This is a genomic window from endosymbiont of Bathymodiolus septemdierum str. Myojin knoll, assembly GCF_001547755.1.
Taxonomy (GTDB): Bacteria; Pseudomonadota; Gammaproteobacteria; order PS1; family Pseudothioglobaceae; genus Thiodubiliella.
Genome location: NZ_AP013042.1, coordinates 143,930 through 160,670 on the forward strand (window position 1 = coordinate 143,930; position 16,741 = coordinate 160,670).

Genomic DNA, 16,741 nt, shown 5'->3' on the forward strand with positions numbered 1-16,741 from the left:
TTATTAGGAGAAAAAGCAATGAATTTATTAGATTTAATCATATCACCAGCATTCGCTGAAGGCGAAACAACTGCGGCGGTATCGGGTTTTGGTGGGTTAGACAATTTAATACCAATGGTATTGTTGTTTATCGTTTTTTATTTTTTATTAATTCGCCCACAGCAAAAGCGCGCCAAAGACCACAAGGCTTTATTGAAAGCCTTAAAAACAGGTGACGAAGTGGTGACCAATGGCGGCGTTATCGGCATTGTAAAGTCAGTTGATGAATCTTTTGCAACTGTTGAAGTGGCGAGTGGTGTGGTAATTAAAGTGCAAAAGCAAGGCATTAATCAAAAACTACCTAAGGGTAGTGCGAAAATTTAATAATTAGGTTAATTTAATGAATCATTACTCAGGCTTAAAGAATGCATTGATTGCGTTTTTTTTACTACTTGCTACCTTGTATGCCTTGCCAAATATTTTCGGTTCGGACTTGGCAGTGCAGGTTTCCAGTGCGGGCGATAAGGCGATTACATCGGCAGATTTAACCAAAATCACAAGCGTATTGAAAAATAAAGGAGCGGGCTATAAGTCGGTAACTTTGTCAAATCGTCGTATTTTGATACGCTTTGACGATACGGCGAGTCAGTTGTCTGCCAAAGATGCGTTGAAAGAAAATTTAGGTCGCAATTATGTAACGGCGTTAAATCTTGCTCCTTCCGTGCCTAAATGGTTGACAAGTTTAGGTGGTAGGGCAATGTCATTAGGTTTGGACCTTCGTGGTGGTGTACATTTCTTATTAGAAGTAGATATGCATTCGGTACTGCAGATGTCGATGGATAAATACTATAACGAATTGCGTACACTACTGCGGACTGAACGTTTGTATAAGCGGATTACCAAGCAGAATGACAGCATTGCAATTCAATTGAAAACGGCAGATTCAAGGGCGAAAGTGTTAAAGCTTATTAAATCAGAGTTGACTGATTTAGTGATTTTAGAAACGGATAATGACAATACCCTAATGATTTTTGTAGGTATTAGTGAAAGTGCGAAAAAACTGGCTAAAAGTAGTGCGTTGAAGCAGAATATTACCACGCTGAGAAATCGTGTGAATGAGTTGGGCGTAGCAGAACCTATTATTCAACAGCAGGGATTAGAGCGTATTGTGGTGCAGTTGCCAGGTGTGCAAGATACGGCGAGAGCGAAAGAGATTCTAGGTGCGGTTGCAACATTAGAATTTAGATTGGTAGATGAAAAGAATGATCCGCAAACAGCGGTTCAATCGGGCAGAACGCCAGTTGGGTCGAAATTGTATTACTTTAAAGACGGTAGGCCTTTGTTATTAAAAACTCGAGTGATTGCAACGGGTGAGAATATTACTGGTGCAGCATCTGGTATTGACCAAGAAAGTAGCACGCCACAGGTTAATATTACTTTGGATAGTGCAGGTGGTCGTGCGATGTTGGATACGACAAAGAAATACTTGCGCCATCGTATGGCAGTTGTGTTTATTGAGAATAAGGTGGAAACGATACGCAAAGATGGTAAGGTTGTGAAAAAGCGTACTAAGACTAAAGATATTATTAATGCAGCAACGATTCAAGGGACTTTTTCGTCGCGTTTTCAGATTACTGGTATTGACAGTGCCCGTGAGGCGCGTAATTTGGCTTTATTGTTGAGAGCGGGCTCACTTTCAGCGCCGATTGAAATCATTGAAGAGCGCACCATTGGTCCTAGCTTGGGTAGCGATAATATCAATAAAGGTGTGTTGAGCGTAATTGTGGGGTTTGTACTGGTATTGCTCTTTATGGTGGCGCGTTATCGTGTATTTGGTGTGGTGGCAAATATAGCGTTAACACTTAATTTGGTGATGATTGTGGCAGTATTATCGATGTTGCAAGCGACACTGACTTTACCAGGTATTGCTGGTATCGTCTTGACGGTGGGCATGGCAGTTGATGCGAATGTGTTGATTTTTGAGCGTATTAAGGAAGAATTGGGTGCGGGGAATAATATTCAAAAGGCCATTTCAAGTGGTTATGACAAAGCAGTATTGACGATTGCAGACGCAAATATTACCACGCTAATTGCGGCTTTGGTATTGTTCAGTTTTGGCACGGGACCGATTAAAGGTTTTGCGATTACTTTGTCTATTGGTATTATCACCTCAATGTTTACGGCGATTATTGTTTCAAGGGCGATTATCAATAAAATTTATGGTGGCAAAAAAGAAATAGAGGAGTTATCAATATGAAGGCGTTAAACATCCCTAAAATTGACTTTGTTGGTAGGCGTATTTACGCCATTATTTTTTCAATGCTGTTGATTGTTGCTTCTGTCTTTTCACTAACAACGAACGGTTTAAAATTTGGTATTGACTTTACAGGCGGCACTTTGCTTGAGGTGGGTTATCAGCAAGATGCGAATTTGGCTGAGGTGAGAGAGGTACTTAATAAAGCAGATTTTAACGGTGTGAATGTTCAATATTTTGGCTCAACCAAAGAGATTTTAATTCGCCTTGAGCCACAAAAGATTTCCAGTGCTAAACTCAGCTCTAAAATTATCCATTTATTGGGTAATGAAGTTGATATTCGCCGTGTGGAATTTGTTGGCCCTAAAGTTGGTGAAGAACTGGCTAATGATGGTGGTTTGGCAATGTTATACGCATTAATCGGTATTTTAATTTATGTGGCATTTCGTTTCGAATATCGTTTTGCTTTGGGTTCAATTTCTGCCCTTATTCACGATGTAATTATTACCTTGGGTATCTTTTCAATTTTTCAAATTGAGTTTGATTTAACGGTGTTGGCAGCGATTTTAGCAGTGATTGGTTATTCACTAAATGATACCATTGTGGTCTTTGACCGTATTCGTGAAAACTTCTTATCAACACGGCATGCAGATCCTGCGAAAATTATTAATGATGCACTTAATCAAACTCTTTCTAGGACGATTATGACCTCAGTAACCACCTTATTGGTATTGGTGGCATTGTTCTATTTAGGCGGTGAAATTATTCACAGTTTTGCTTTGGCATTATTGATTGGTGTTGTTGTTGGTACTTATTCTTCAATTTATGTCGCAAGTACAATGATTTTGGCGTTAGGTATTAGCAAAGAAGATTTGCTGCCGTCAGAGAAAGAAGCGCAGGCAGTTGATAATCGCCCTTAATACAGGGGGTTTCAATCCAAAATCCACATAAAAAAAAGACCGCTACTGCGGTCTTTTTTTTATTGTCTCAAGAAGGGTATTTATTTCTTAAACTTTTCAAAGACTAAACAAGCATTCGTACCGCCAAAGCCAAAACTATTTGACATCACTCGGTTGAGCGCTTGTACAGTCGTTGCTTGAACGATTGGCACACCCTCAGCAGCCTCGTCTAACCTATCAATATTAACAGATTCTGCCATAAAATTATTTTGTAACATTAGTAATGAATAAATAGATTCATTCACACCTGCTGCACCTAATGCGTGACCAGAAAGGGATTTGGTTGAGCCAACATTTGGCACATTGTCACCGAATACGGCTTTAATTGCACCTAATTCCTTGGCATCGCCAACGGGTGTTGAGGTGCCGTGTGCATTGATGTAATCAATGGGGCCGTCAACGGTTGAAATGGCAAGTTCCATACATCGTTTGGCGCCTTCACCAGATGGGGCAACCATATCATAACCGTCAGAGGTAGCACCGTAACCTGTTAATTCTGCAAGAATGGTTGCACCACGCGCCTGCGCATGTTCTAGTGATTCTAATACTAAGGCACCACCACCACCAGAGATGACAAAGCCATCACGGTCAGCATCATAAGCACGAGAGGCTTTTTCAGGGGTTTGGTTATACTTAGAGGACAATGCACCCATTGCGTCAAATAACATTGTTAATGACCAATCTAATTCTTCACCACCGCCTGCAAATACCACATCTTGCTTGCCCAATTGGATTTGCTCCATTGCATTACCGATGCAATGAGCACTGGTTGAACAAGCAGAACTGATTGAATAATTAATACCTTTGATTTTGAACATTGTAGAGAGGCAGGCGGAAGTTGTAGAACCCATGGTGCGAGGTACGCGGTATGGACCCACGCGTTTTATACCTTTCTCTCTCAAGATATCAGCCGCTTCAACTACATTTTGGTTGCTTGCACCACCAGAACCCATAATTAATCCTGTGCGAGGATTAGAAACTTGGTCTTCGGTTAAGCCTGATTGCTTAATGGCTTCGTCTAAGGCAACGGCATTATAAATTGCCGCATCTGCCATAAAACGCTTCATTTTTCTGTCAATGATTTCACTTGAATCTACTTCAGCAACTTGACCTGAAACATGGGATCTTAACCCTAATTCTGCATAGGTTTCATCAAATTTAATACCCGATTTTGCAGTTTTTAAAGACGCTAATACTTCGGTGCAATTTGCACCCAAACTTGAAACAATACCCATTCCTGTAACAACAACTCTTTGCATTAGAAGTTGCTCGTATCTGTGAATAATCCGACCTTTAAGCCAGTGGCCTCATAAATAATTTTACCGTCAACTTCCATGGTGGCATCGCCGATACCCATGTAAAGTTTGCGTGCGATGACGCGTGACAGGCTAATTCTATAAGTTACTTTCTTAGCCGTTGGCAATACTTGGCCGGTAAATTTAATATTACCCGAACCCAATGCACGACCACGACCAGGTCCACCTAGCCAACCTAAGTAAAAACCAATCAGTTGCCACATTGCATCAACACCTAAGCAGCCCGGCATAACGGGATCTTCGCTGAAGTGACAATCGAAAAACCATAAATCGGGGTTAATGTCTAATTCAGCAATGATTTCACCCTTACCAAACTCACCCCCGTCTTCATTAATAGTGACAATCCTATCTAGCATTAACATTGGTGGTTTAGGCAATTGTGCATTGCCTGAACCGAATAATTCACCGTTGCCACACTGAATGAGTGTTTCGTAAGAATACGAATTTTGTCTTGTTTTATCTATCATAACTGAAATTATACCGAAAGTCCTTTGTTTATATCGTTTATTAAGTCGTCAGCGTCTTCTAATCCAATAGAAAGTCGAATCAATCCGTCGGTGATATTAGCACTAATTTTGTCTTCATCGCTCAGACGCCCATGCGTTGTTGTTGCTGGGTGGGTGATGGTGGATTTTGTGTCACCCAAATTGGCAGTAATAGAAAAGATTTTAGTGGCATTAATTAATTTAAATGCTGCCGCTTGACCACCATTAACTTCAAAGGACACAATACCACCAAACCCTGACTGTTGTGTTTTTGCCAGTTGATGATGAGCGTGAGATTCTAAACCTAAGTAATGTACTTTATTTATTTTAGTTTGACCTTCTAGCCAGGTGGCAATTTTCATTGCATTCTCAGAATGCGCTTTCATTCTTAGGCTTAATGTATCCAACCCTTTAAGTACAATCCACGCATTAAACGCACTCAAACTAGGGCCTGTGGCACGAGTAAAGGTCGTTATTTGCTCAATAATCTCTTCATTACCCAAGACTGCACCTGCCAAACAACGACCTTGACCATCAATATATTTGGTGGCAGAATGAATGATAATATCTGCCCCTAATTTAATAGGGGTTTGTAATGCTGGCGACAAAATTGCATTGTCTACCGCTAATAAAATATTGTTTGCCTTGCTAATTTTACTTAGCGCCTTGATGTTTACTACCTCGCCCAATGGGTTAGATGGTGTTTCTAATAAGAATAATTTTGTGTCGCTTTCAATGGCATTTTCCCACTGTGATAAATCACCCAAATCAACATAAGTGATACCGACATTGAACTTACTCACAACGGTGTTAAGTAGTACGATAGAAGTGCCAAACATATTGCGCGAAGCCACAATGTGGTCACCCGATTTAACCAATGCCATAATCACAGCAAAGATTGCTGCCATCCCCGACGCCGTAGCAACACACGACTCTGCCCCCTCAAGAGCGGCTAATTTCTTCTCAAAAGCATCCACCGTAGGATTGGTAAAGCGTGCATAAATATTACCCGGCGCTTCCTTAGAAAATCGTGCCGCCGCCTGCTCCGCTGAATCAAACTTAAAGCTGGAGGTCATAAAAATTGCTTCAGAATGCTCTTGTTCGTTGGTGGTTTGATAGCCTTCACGAATGGCTTTTGTGTTGAATTTTTTGTTTTTCATATTTTTATGCGTTAAATTTTTTTTCGGTAAATTACAAAATTATCGTTTTCTATATCTTTTTTCTTGATTGATATTTTTATTTTTCTTTCTGCTCCATTACTATTTTTTCCTTGCTTAAAATCTACTAAATATTTTTTATTAAATTGATTGATTTCCAATATAGCAAAATTATCCAGAATAACAGAGTGCTTCATTCTCGATAAATAACTATCTAATTTTTTAAACTTACCTTTACCAGTTTTTTCATAGCGTTCATTTATTTTTTTATTCCAAAATTCAGTAGTTAAGCCATTTTTATCTTTATCTTTATCTTTAATTGTACTATGGGAAAAAACTATATACCAAACTTTATTATATTGTCTTAATGCTTCGTTAATATTAGTTTTATCATTACCTATCAAATCTCTATCAACACCATGTGCTTTTAAATCCCCATAAAATTGCTTTTCTTCAAACCATAAATCCAAATCTATTGCTGTATGTTCTTTATTTTGAACATACTGACAAATGTCTTGATAACCAGGATTGTTTCTTAAAAATTCATCAAACTTATATTCTAAATAATATCCAGCCCATTCGCCAAGATAGGCTAAATTAAAATTATTATTCATCATTTCAATGTAACAATCAACACCTAGCCAATTAGCATTTAAAGTGTTAGAAAAATCATTAAAAATATTTATTTCGTTTGATAAAGTGGTTTTTTTATTTAACAAAACCACATCAAATGCCTTTTCAAAATTTTGTTCAGTAAAAACAATGATGTTATTTCCTTTTTTATCAGTTTTTTCAAATAGGCTTAATTCTTTTGCCTTGAGTATATCCATTGTATGGATGTGAGCACTTGCATTATTTGCTGAACTATTTTCATAACTTTGTTTATCAAAAATACAGAATACATTTGCATTGTCATAATGATACACGCCTAATAGCAAGGTGTTTTTTTGTTTAGATATTGGTTTAAAGTTTTCACCAATTTGTATTCGTTTTTTATAATGCTCCCAATCATCATAATTGCCAAGTTTATCTTTTTTCCTACCTAAGTAAGTAATGTTTTTTACATATAAATTTATGTCTTTATTTTTATATTTGACAATGTAGGGATTTTTGTTAGATTTAATTTCTATATACTTCTGTTTAGATAAAAGTAACTTAATTTCATTTGGTTTTAGTTTTTCATCATAATCACTAACAACCCGCCCAGTTTTTGTAATTTGCTCTATTTTAATTGGCATAACTTCTCATATTTTGAATAACTTTTTTAACTACTTCTATATTGACAGAGTTTCCTAGTTGTTTTAAAGCGATATTATTTTGGATAGGTAGTGCAAAATCAACAGGAAAAGATTGTAATTTCTTAGTTTCCTTTGGCGTTAATCTGCGTTTGTATTTTCCAATAATTTGCGGTTGGTTCATTGCCACTAAAGTTGAAAATTTATTAGGTCTTTTGACTCGAATACCAGATGGTCTAAATTGAATTAAGCCCTCATAAATATTATCAATATCTGCACCAGCCTGCCATTCCATTTTTTGTTGTGTTGGTTTCATCCAATCTAAATAATTATATTTTTTTAGCCATTTGTCAATAAATTTTTTATTACGCTTATAAAGTTCTCTATTTTTTAAAATAAAATTTACCTTCCATTTTGGCGTGTCAATAATTTTATAGTCTTTATTAAATTCCTTTGCCCATATTGGGTAACCAATGACTTTAATATCAATACCTAGATAAAATTCATTCCAAGCCTCTAAAACTTTTGTTTCATAATCAGAAATATAGAACTCTTTATTAACAGGTTTTTTATCTACAATAGCGTAAGCTCCTTTTTCATTAGCTAAAGATAAAGAAGTAGAAAGGTTTAATGAAAATTTATCTTTTTTTATTAACGCCTTTTTAATGGCTGGTATAAAAATACGCTTTCTAATGGCTGGGATTCCAAAATCATCAGGGCTTAAAATTAAAGGACTGGTATTTATTGCATAACCCAATTCATCCAAAGTATTGCAAATTGTTTCAAATGTTTTACCATTATCGTGAGTGACTAAATTTTGTACATTTTCAAGTAGTATGTAACTAGGATTATGGTGTTTTATAATTCTAGCGACATCAAAGAACAAAGTACCCCTCGTGTCTTCAAAGCCTTTTCTATGCCCTCCTTTAGAAAATGGCTGACAAGGAAAACCTGCAAATAAAAAATCAAAATTAGGGATGTCCTTTTCGTCAATCTTGGTAATATCACCTGCAAAGTTGCCTGAATAAAATAAATCTTTATTGTGCCTCAAAAAATTTGCTTCGTAAGTTTTTCGGGCATTTTCATCAAACTCACTGGCAAAAACACACTTTCCACCTAAGCTTGAAGCGGCGAGGTGAAAGCCACCAATACCTGCAAATAAATCAATAAAAGTAAAATCAGGTTTATTATAGTCATGTTCTTCTGTTTCAAAATGGTCTAATAACCCCACTTGAAAGGCATCCTCCACACCATCAAGTGTTTCTTGGTGTTCTAAGACTGGATAAAAACTACCGTATTCTTTTTTTGAGGAATAATCAATTTTAGAAATGTCTTTGATTTTTGCCATAGGGTTATTCTACGTCATTACAGATAAGTTCTGAACTTTCGTTGGATTGGTGTTTTTGTTTGACAGTGTCGGAGCGTATATCTTCGATGCCTTGTAGGTAATTTTTATCAATATCACCAGTAACATATTTACCGTCAAAACAAGAATTATCAAAGGTCTTAATATCCGGATTGCCTTGCTGTACGCACCAAATTAAATCCTCTAAATTCTGATAAATTAATTTATCAGCACCAATGGCTTCGCACACTTGCTCGGTGGTTTTGCCATGGGCAATAAATTCTTTCTCGCTTGACATATCAATACCGTAAACATTTGGATAACGCACCGCAGGAGCGGCGGAGGCAAAAAAGACTTTTTTAGCGCCCGCATCACGAGCCATTTTGACAATTTGCTCGCTGGTGGTGCCACGCACGATAGAGTCATCGACCAATAAAACATTTCTGCCTTTAAATTCAAGTTCAATGGCGCTGAGCTTCTGACGCACTGATTTTTTACGCTGTTTTTGTCCAGGCATAATGAAAGTGCGAGCGATGTAGCGATTTTTAATCAAGCCTTCGGAATATTTTACGCCGAGTTTTTGTGCCAATTGTAGGGCTGCTACGCGCGAGGTATCTGGAATTGGAATAACCACATCAATTTTTTCATTCCACTCATTTTGGATTTTTTCTGCTAATTTTTCACCCATTCTTAGGCGAGATTTATACACAGAAATATTGTCAATCACAGAATCTGGACGGGCAAAATAAACAAATTCAAAGATACAAGGGGCGTATTGAGCCTTGTCTGAACATTGCTTGGTGAAAACATTGCCTTTTCTATCAATCACAACACCTTCACCCGGCGTGATGTCACGCGTTACCTTGTAGCCCAACGCTGTGAGTGCAACGCTTTCTGATGCCAACATATATTTAGTACCACCATTCGTGGTGCGCTTGCCTAAAATCAATGGGCGAATGCCATTTGGGTCGCGGAAACCAAAAATACCATAGCCTGGAATCATACCAACCGCTGCATAGGCGCCACGGACTCTTTTGTGTACTTGGGTAATTGAGGTGAAAATATCTTTTTCATTAATGCGCTGTTTTTCTAATTTTGCCAATTCTCCAGCGAATACATTCAGTAGGATTTCTGAATCAGAATTGGTATTAATGTGGCGTAAATCCTGTTCGAATAATTCTTTTTCCAATTCTTTTGTATTGGTTAAATTGCCATTATGAGCAAAAGCAATACCGTAAGGGGAATTGACATAAAACGGTTGCGCCTCCGCACCTGATGAGCTGCCTGCTGTCGGATAACGCACATGTCCAATACCCATATCGCCTAAGAGTCCAGCCATATGCTTGGCTCTAAAGGCGTTTCTAACCAGACCATTTGACTTACGCATATAAAAGCGACCTTTGTGCGAAGTAACAATGCCAGCAGCATCTTGTCCACGGTGTTGAATAATGGTTAACGCATCATAAATATAAAGCGCTGTGTCTTTTTTTGTGGTGGATAAAATACCGACAATGCCGCACATAATTATTTCCTAATCGTTTTTGATAAATAGTAGATGTTGTGATAACTCAAGCTTAATGCTGGTAACGACATCTTGGAATACTCCTAGTGAACTTTGGGATTCAGCCCAAAAATACCCCTGTGAAATAGTGTCAATGCTTTGCAATATTAAAATCATTAGAATAATAAATGCAAAACCTTTGATGAGTCCAATAATAGCGCCGAATATGTAATTATCTCCACCACTTATGTTTGTTGCATTGAGTTTATCATCTAAGGCGGATAGTGTATTTAAAATGCCTTGAATAAAAGCACTTAAAAAGCAAGGATACGATGTGCTGATTGGGCGCTTGAATAGTTTGGACAAGGTAACAAAGAAACCAATAAATGCAAAGAACATAATGGCGAAGGATGTCATAGAATGAAAGAAATTAGAGGTGGCCATTATTTCAATAAAATTGAAATCAAAAATTACATCAATATAATAATTAAATACAGCAGTAGCAATGAGTAAAAATCCTACTAAAAAAGACTTATTTAAAGTACAAGGTTCAGAGATTTTCGATGCCATTGCTATCACTTTATAAAGCACCATTTTTGCCGCCTCTACTAAAACAAAGATAACACCAAATGCAATTGCCATATTAGATTGCAGTGATAATGACATCCAAGTGATGATCGGATGACCGGATAAATCAATATAAAACAACCAAGCAACAGTAAAAGATAGTACTAAAAAACCAAGTCCAATGAGTTCTCTTGCCATGCCGCGTTCATATCCGCGCACACCAAAACCAATAAAAATAATCAAAGAAACCCAGACGGACCAATGATAATTGCCAATATTTGTAATAAATTCAGTCATTGTTGTTAAATTCATTTAATGATTAAAAGAAGTTAATTTTACAAGATTTTGAGCGCATCGGTAACAACATAAAAAGAGCCAAAAATAACAATGCGTTGCAGTTGTTTTGTTTTTAATGCCCGATGGATTGCAGAAGACATATCTTCGCAAGCCGTTACCCTATCAGATAAAGAAAATTTTTGCGTTAAATCTTGCATGGAAATTGCACGCTCTGTATCTAGTGGAACGAGTAGCCACTCGTCAATAATTGGAGAAATAATTGAAATCATTTCTCTAATATTTTTATCTTCCAAGGCAGAAAAAATTGCAATGGTTGGCTGTTTGTTTTGTTTAAGGGTACTACTTAAGACTTGAACGGCTGCAGGGTTGTGTGCAACATCTAAAATCACCATTTTTCCATTAATTTTCTTAGTTTGAAAACGACCTGCTAATTTTGTATTTTTAATGCCATTGAAAAATTGATTTTGAGTAATAGAAAACTCAGGCAGTTGCTTAATTGCCTCAATCGCAAGTGCGGCATTGCGTTGTTGATGTTCGCCTTGTAAACCAATATCGCCCATGTAAGGTGTGTTAACAAATGTTAAAAAAGCCTTCATTTTTTTTGCCACCGCTTCAATTGTTTTTGGCGGGTTTAAATCACCACAAATACAAGGCATATTTGCACGCATAATGCCCGCTTTTTCAAAGCCAATCATCTCACGCGTATTGCCCAAATAATCTGTATGGTCAATATCAATATTGGTAATCACTGCCACATCACTATCCACCACATTGACCGAATCCAAACGACCACCTAAGCCAATTTCTAATACGGCAATTTCGACTTTTGCGTGGGTAAAAATCAATAATGCCGCTAAAGTAGAAAATTCAAAATAAGTTAAAGAGGTATTCTCTCTTGCCTGTTCGATTTGCTCGAAGGCAGTGCATATTTGTTGGTCGCTAACTTGCATGCCATTAACGCTAAAGCGTTCGTTATATTGATTGATATGTGGGGAGGTAAATGAGGCAACTTTAATGCCTGCTTGTTGATAAATGCTGCCAATAAAAGCGACGGTTGAGCCTTTGCCGTTAGTCCCCGCAACGGTGATAACTTTAAAATTTACCCCACTTGGAAAGAGAGTTTGATAAACTTTTTGTATGCGCTCTAATCCTAAATCAATCCCTACCGCATGTAGATTTTGCTGATAATCTAGCCAATCGTTGAGTTTTTTCACTCTTCCCAAAATTCGCCTTCAACAATCTTGTCGTCTTGCCTATTTTTTTGCTTTTGTTGTTGCGTTTGTGTTGAAGTAAAAATTCTATTCACATTCTTCTCCAAGAAATACCTTAAAAAGAACGCTCGACTCCAAGGCATTAGCCCTAACAATCCAACGCTATCCGTAATAAATCCAGGTGTCAAAAGCAATATGCCCGACACCATAATGACGACGCCTTGCAACATTTCAAACGACGGATTTTGCCCTTGAATCTGCATTTGTTGCACTTTTTGCAAGGTAGAGAGCCCCTGTTGTTTTAGTAAATAGGCGCCGATAAAAGCCGTCAAAATAATCAATAAAATCGTATTGCCCGTGCCAATCGCACCACCAACTTCAATTAGTACCATTAATTCTAAAGTCGTTGATATAACAAAAATTAAAAGTAACATTATGATTTCTCGTTAACAAAAATTAAATCCCAAACGCCATGACCCAAGCGATGTCCGCGTTTTTCAAACTTACTTAAAGGTCTGAAATCTGGTCTTGGTGTATATGTATGGGCGCATTGCGTGTTTTTAAAGTTTTTATTTTCTTCTAGTGTCTCCATCATATGTTCAGCATAGTTTTCCCAATCTGTTGCCAAATGAAATTTGGCCCCATTTTTTAGTTTTTCCGATAATAAATTCAAAAAACTGTGCTGAATAATCCTGCGTTTATGATGCTTTTTCTTGTGCCACGGGTCAGGGAAAAATAATTGCACGCCACTCAAGGTATCCTCTGCAATAATTTTTTCCAAGAATTCTACTGCATCACCTTTTAACACTTTTAAATTTTTCAGCGCATTGCTATGCGTACTACTAATCAATCGCCCAATCCCTGCCTCATAAACCTCAACCCCTACATAATTCAACTGTGGATTGTTCTGTGCCATATTCACCAGTGTATCGCCATTGCCAAATCCAATTTCCAAAACCACTGGATTGTCATTCCCGAAAACTGTTTCAAAATCAATTGTCTTGTCAGTCTCAATAGAATAGTCTGCCCATAATTCTGTCAAACCTCTTTTTTGAGAAAGCGTCAAACGACCAGAGCGACGGACGAAACTCTGTATTTTTCTTAAAGCAGCCATTAAAATTTATATTCCATAATCAGTGGCGCATGATCTGAAAAGCGTTGGTCTTTATAAATTTGGGTATTTTTAACCGTGCCTTTAAGGTTTGGCGTAAGAATTTGGTAGTCAATGCGCCAGCCAGTGTTGTTTGCCCAGGCTTGCCCACGGTTGCTCCACCAGGTGTATTGTCCATCTTCTTGGTTGATTTCACGAAAGGCGTCAATGAAGCCAACTTTATCGAATAATTCGTCGAGATAGGCGCGTTCTTCTGGGAGGCAGCCTGAGCGATTTTTGTTGCCAGTGAAGTTTTTTATGTCGCGTTTTTGATGGACGATGTTAACATCGCCGCAGAAGATGACTTTTTTTCCATTGGCTTTTAATTGCTTAAGGTGAGGCATAAAGCGTTGCGTTAAAAACGCCATTTTTAAATCTTGTCTTTCTTGCTTAGAGCTACCTGAGTGGATATAAATAGACACCACGGATAAATCATCAAAATCGGCTTGAATAATTCGACCTTCAAAATTCATATCTTCCCAATCGGTTTTTTTGACGACCAAGTTGGGTTTTTTCTTGCTAAAAATTGCAGTACCAGAATAGCCTTTTTTCTCGGCAGGGTGGTAATAACAGTGGTATTCTTTAGGGTAGAAGCGTTCGTCTAATTGGTCTTCTTGTGCTTTGATTTCTTGCAAGCACACCACTTCTGCATCTTCTTTTTTCAACCAATCAAAAAAACCTTTTTTTTCAGCTGCTCTAATTCCATTGACATTGACTGTTATAATTTTCATCTTTAAATTTTATCTTATTAAATATTGGACAACTATGAAAGATTATCAAAAAGACTTTATTAATTTCGTTTTAGAAGTGGGCGCATTAAAATTCGGAGAATTCAAACTAAAATCAGGTCGCATCAGTCCTTATTTTTTCAATGCTGGATTATTTAACCAGGGTAAACATCTGTCACAACTTGGTCATTTCTACGCACAGGCCATCGAAGACAGTGGTATGGATTTTGATGTTCTGTTCGGCCCCGCCTACAAGGGCATTCCTTTGGCTACTGCCACCGCAATGGCGCTCAATGACAATTTTAATAAAAATATCCCTTATAGTTTCAACCGCAAAGAAGCCAAAACCCACGGCGAAGGCGGCAACATCGTCGGACACCCGTTAACAGGAGACATTTTAATCATCGACGATGTTATTACTGCTGGCACTGCAATCCGCGAGGCAATGGACATTATCTCAGCCAACGGCGCCACCGCAAAAGGTGTTATCGTCGCATTAGACCGACAAGAAAAAGGCAAAGGCGAAAAATCCGCCATTCAAGAAGTTGAGCAAGATTTTGGACTAAGCGTTTTAAGCATCATCAATCTTTCAAGTGTTATTAATTATTTAAAACAAGGCAATGATCAAAAATTAATCACCCGTATTGAAACATATCGTGAACACTACGGAGTATGAGTACTGTGAATACGACTGATTTTTCTGAATTAAAATTAAATCCAGATTTGCTAAAAAACCTAAGTAGTTTAGAGTATGAGTCAATGACACCTATTCAGGCATTGAGTTTGCCGGTAATTTTGGCGGGGGACGATGTGATTGGGCAGGGTAAGACAGGGTCGGGGAAGACGGCGGCGTTTGGACTGGGGTTATTGCAGAAATTAGATGTAACTTCGTTTAAGGCACAGTCAATTGTATTGTGTCCGACTCGTGAGTTGGCAGACCAAGTGGCGAGTGAGATTCGAAAATTAGCCAGAGCAGTGCATAATATCAAGGTGTTGACGCTGTGTGGCGGTACACCGTTTGGTCCGCAAATTGGGTCATTGGCGCATGGGGTGCATATTGTAGTGGGGACACCAGGGCGGATTGAGGAGCATTTGCGTAAAGGTACATTGAAGTTGGGGGCTGTTAATACGCTAGTGCTGGATGAGGCAGATAGGATGTTGGATATGGGGTTTCAGGATACCATTGACGAGATTATTGAGAAGGTGCCAGAAAATCGCCAGACTTTGTTGTTCAGTGCCACTTTCCCTAAGGAAATTATGTCAATTGCGGATAAGGTAATGCAAAACCCCACTATTGTTGAAGCGCCTTCGATTGAAGAAGGGTCAACCATTAAACAATATTTTCACCTGACTAATACAGATGATGAACGAATGAAAGCATTGCGTTTATTGCTAGCAAAACACAAACCCAACGCCGCACTGGTATTTTGTAATACCAAGAGCGACACACAGGATGTGACAGACGAATTAGCTTATTATAAGTTTTATGCAATTTCTATCCATGGGGATTTAGACCAACGAGAACGAGACCAGGCCTTAATTCGTTTTTCCAATGGCAGTGTGTCAGTACTGGTGGCAACTGATGTAGCAGCCCGAGGACTGGATATTGATGACTTGGATATGGTGATTAATTTTAATGTTGCACACGACCCCGAGGTACATACACATCGCATTGGACGCACAGGCAGGGCGGGAAAGCATGGCATTGCCTGCACTTTGTATAACGATAAAGAAACACGAAAATTAGAATTATTAGATGTTGACTGGGTTGATTGCACTAGCCCATTGCCGAGTGATAATTATTTACACAAACCAATTAAACGACCATTAATGACCACGCTGAAAGTTGATGGTGGTAAAAAACAAAAGCTACGCCCTGGTGATATTGTCGGTGGATTAACAGGCAAGGATGGCATCCCAGGTGATAAAATTGGCAAAATTAATGTGGTGAGTAATTGGTCGTATGTCGCTGTCAGTTCAGAATTGGTAAAAACAGCCTTGCAAAAAATTCAAAATGACAAACTCAAAGGTAGGACTTTTAGAGTGAGGATTCTGTCTTAATTCCTAATCCAAAGATAGAAAGTGTAAATATGGCGTCAGATTTGCATTTTCTATTTTTGGATTAGGGTTAATCAGTAGGATTGTCGTTAAGGGGCTTAATGGTAAAATCTTCCCATTTTTCACTGTCGTAAGTTATCTCAAAGCCATATAATTTTTGTGAGACTTCTACTTTCGCTTCATCGGGTAATTGCCAAACTCGGTTGCATTCAGTTGGGCCTTGAATATCCATAAAATTGTTCACCCGAATCACATCTTTTTTGCTTAGTTCTAAATTGGTAAAAGTGGTAATCACTTCGTTGATAAACTCAGGTTTGGCAAGGTTGTAGTAACCCATTTTTTCATACTGTCGCACTAATCGTATGTTCTCTTTTATGTGTACTTTAACTTTGTCAAGGTCATAATATTCCTGAGTCACGGACGCAACTGTGGAATCGTCATTCAAAATAACAGTGGTAACTTCTGGGAACACCTTGATGGTTTCAGTGCTCATTGCTCC

Annotated in this window: 17 protein-coding genes; 5 read left to right on the top strand and 12 right to left on the bottom strand. The window is 38.1% G+C overall.

Annotated features, from left to right (window positions below; genetic code table 11):
- Nucleotides 1–18: 18 nt before the first annotated feature.
- From yajC to secF, 3 genes are read left to right on the top strand one after another with little or no spacing between them, the layout of a single operon-like run.
- Nucleotides 19–363, top strand: coding sequence for a preprotein translocase subunit YajC (gene yajC / locus BSEPE_RS00705; RefSeq protein ID WP_066042593.1), 345 nt, complete (start codon nt 19–21; stop codon nt 361–363).
- A gap of 16 nt (nt 364–379) precedes the next feature.
- On the top strand, nt 380–2,236 hold the full coding sequence (gene secD / locus BSEPE_RS00710; RefSeq protein WP_066042595.1) for a protein translocase subunit SecD: 1,857 nt from the start codon (nt 380–382) through the stop codon (nt 2,234–2,236).
- Complete coding sequence (gene secF, locus BSEPE_RS00715; protein WP_066042597.1) at nt 2,233–3,153, top strand: protein translocase subunit SecF; 921 nt, start codon at nt 2,233–2,235, stop codon at nt 3,151–3,153. Before secD ends, secF begins: the two co-directional genes overlap by 4 nt.
- An 80-nt stretch (nt 3,154–3,233) precedes the next feature.
- Here the strand turns inward: secF and fabB are convergent, their stop codons facing one another.
- The 11 genes from fabB to BSEPE_RS00770 are packed head-to-tail and all read right to left on the bottom strand — an operon-like array spanning nt 3,234 to nt 14,187.
- A complete protein-coding gene (gene fabB, locus BSEPE_RS00720; RefSeq protein ID WP_066042601.1) occupies nt 3,234–4,451 on the bottom strand; it encodes a beta-ketoacyl-ACP synthase I in 1,218 nt (405 codons plus the stop codon).
- Nucleotides 4,451–4,975, bottom strand: a complete 525-nt coding sequence (gene fabA, locus BSEPE_RS00725; protein ID WP_066042605.1) for a 3-hydroxyacyl-[acyl-carrier-protein] dehydratase FabA — start codon at nt 4,973–4,975, stop codon at nt 4,451–4,453. Before fabA ends, fabB begins: the two co-directional genes overlap by 1 nt.
- A gap of 8 nt (nt 4,976–4,983) precedes the next feature.
- Complete coding sequence (locus tag BSEPE_RS00730; RefSeq protein ID WP_066042610.1) at nt 4,984–6,153, bottom strand: O-succinylhomoserine sulfhydrylase; 1,170 nt, start codon at nt 6,151–6,153, stop codon at nt 4,984–4,986.
- 11 nt (nt 6,154–6,164) lie between these two features.
- Complete coding sequence (locus BSEPE_RS00735; RefSeq protein WP_066042613.1) at nt 6,165–7,388, bottom strand: hypothetical protein; 1,224 nt, start codon at nt 7,386–7,388, stop codon at nt 6,165–6,167.
- Nucleotides 7,378–8,733 carry a DNA cytosine methyltransferase gene (locus tag BSEPE_RS00740; RefSeq protein WP_083502938.1) on the bottom strand — a complete coding sequence of 452 codons (1,356 nt, stop codon included), beginning with the start codon at nt 8,731–8,733 and terminating at the stop codon, nt 7,378–7,380. Before BSEPE_RS00740 ends, BSEPE_RS00735 begins: the two co-directional genes overlap by 11 nt.
- A 4-nt stretch (nt 8,734–8,737) precedes the next feature.
- On the bottom strand, nt 8,738–10,252 hold the full coding sequence (purF, locus tag BSEPE_RS00745; protein ID WP_066042616.1) for an amidophosphoribosyltransferase: 1,515 nt from the start codon (nt 10,250–10,252) through the stop codon (nt 8,738–8,740).
- Between the two features lie 9 nt (nt 10,253–10,261).
- Nucleotides 10,262–11,110 (bottom strand): CvpA family protein, encoded by an 849-nt coding sequence (locus tag BSEPE_RS00750; RefSeq protein ID WP_157059355.1) that lies wholly within the window; start codon nt 11,108–11,110, stop codon nt 10,262–10,264.
- Between the two features lie 23 nt (nt 11,111–11,133).
- Entirely contained in the window at nt 11,134–12,309 is a 1,176-nt protein-coding gene (locus tag BSEPE_RS00755; protein ID WP_331710347.1) for a bifunctional folylpolyglutamate synthase/dihydrofolate synthase, read from the bottom strand.
- On the bottom strand, nt 12,306–12,740 hold the full coding sequence (locus tag BSEPE_RS00760) for an FxsA family protein (protein WP_066042625.1): 435 nt from the start codon (nt 12,738–12,740) through the stop codon (nt 12,306–12,308). The genes BSEPE_RS00755 and BSEPE_RS00760 overlap by 4 nt, the downstream gene beginning before the upstream one ends.
- Nucleotides 12,740–13,420, bottom strand: coding sequence for a tRNA (guanosine(46)-N7)-methyltransferase TrmB (gene trmB / locus BSEPE_RS00765; protein WP_066042627.1), 681 nt, complete (start codon nt 13,418–13,420; stop codon nt 12,740–12,742). Before trmB ends, BSEPE_RS00760 begins: the two co-directional genes overlap by 1 nt.
- Nucleotides 13,420–14,187, bottom strand: a complete 768-nt coding sequence (locus tag BSEPE_RS00770) for an exodeoxyribonuclease III (protein ID WP_066042630.1) — start codon at nt 14,185–14,187, stop codon at nt 13,420–13,422. Before BSEPE_RS00770 ends, trmB begins: the two co-directional genes overlap by 1 nt.
- A gap of 34 nt (nt 14,188–14,221) precedes the next feature.
- On the opposite strand from BSEPE_RS00770, the gene pyrE reads away from it, so the two are divergent.
- Nucleotides 14,222–14,860 carry an orotate phosphoribosyltransferase gene (gene pyrE, locus BSEPE_RS00775; RefSeq protein ID WP_066042633.1) on the top strand — a complete coding sequence of 213 codons (639 nt, stop codon included), beginning with the start codon at nt 14,222–14,224 and terminating at the stop codon, nt 14,858–14,860.
- Between the two features lie 5 nt (nt 14,861–14,865).
- Nucleotides 14,866–16,245 (top strand): ATP-dependent RNA helicase DbpA, encoded by a 1,380-nt coding sequence (gene dbpA, locus BSEPE_RS00780; RefSeq protein ID WP_066045965.1) that lies wholly within the window; start codon nt 14,866–14,868, stop codon nt 16,243–16,245.
- A 67-nt stretch (nt 16,246–16,312) separates the two neighbouring features.
- Here the strand turns inward: dbpA and BSEPE_RS00785 are convergent, their stop codons facing one another.
- Complete coding sequence (locus tag BSEPE_RS00785) at nt 16,313–16,735, bottom strand: hypothetical protein (protein WP_066042636.1); 423 nt, start codon at nt 16,733–16,735, stop codon at nt 16,313–16,315.
- Nucleotides 16,736–16,741 lie beyond the last annotated feature (6 nt).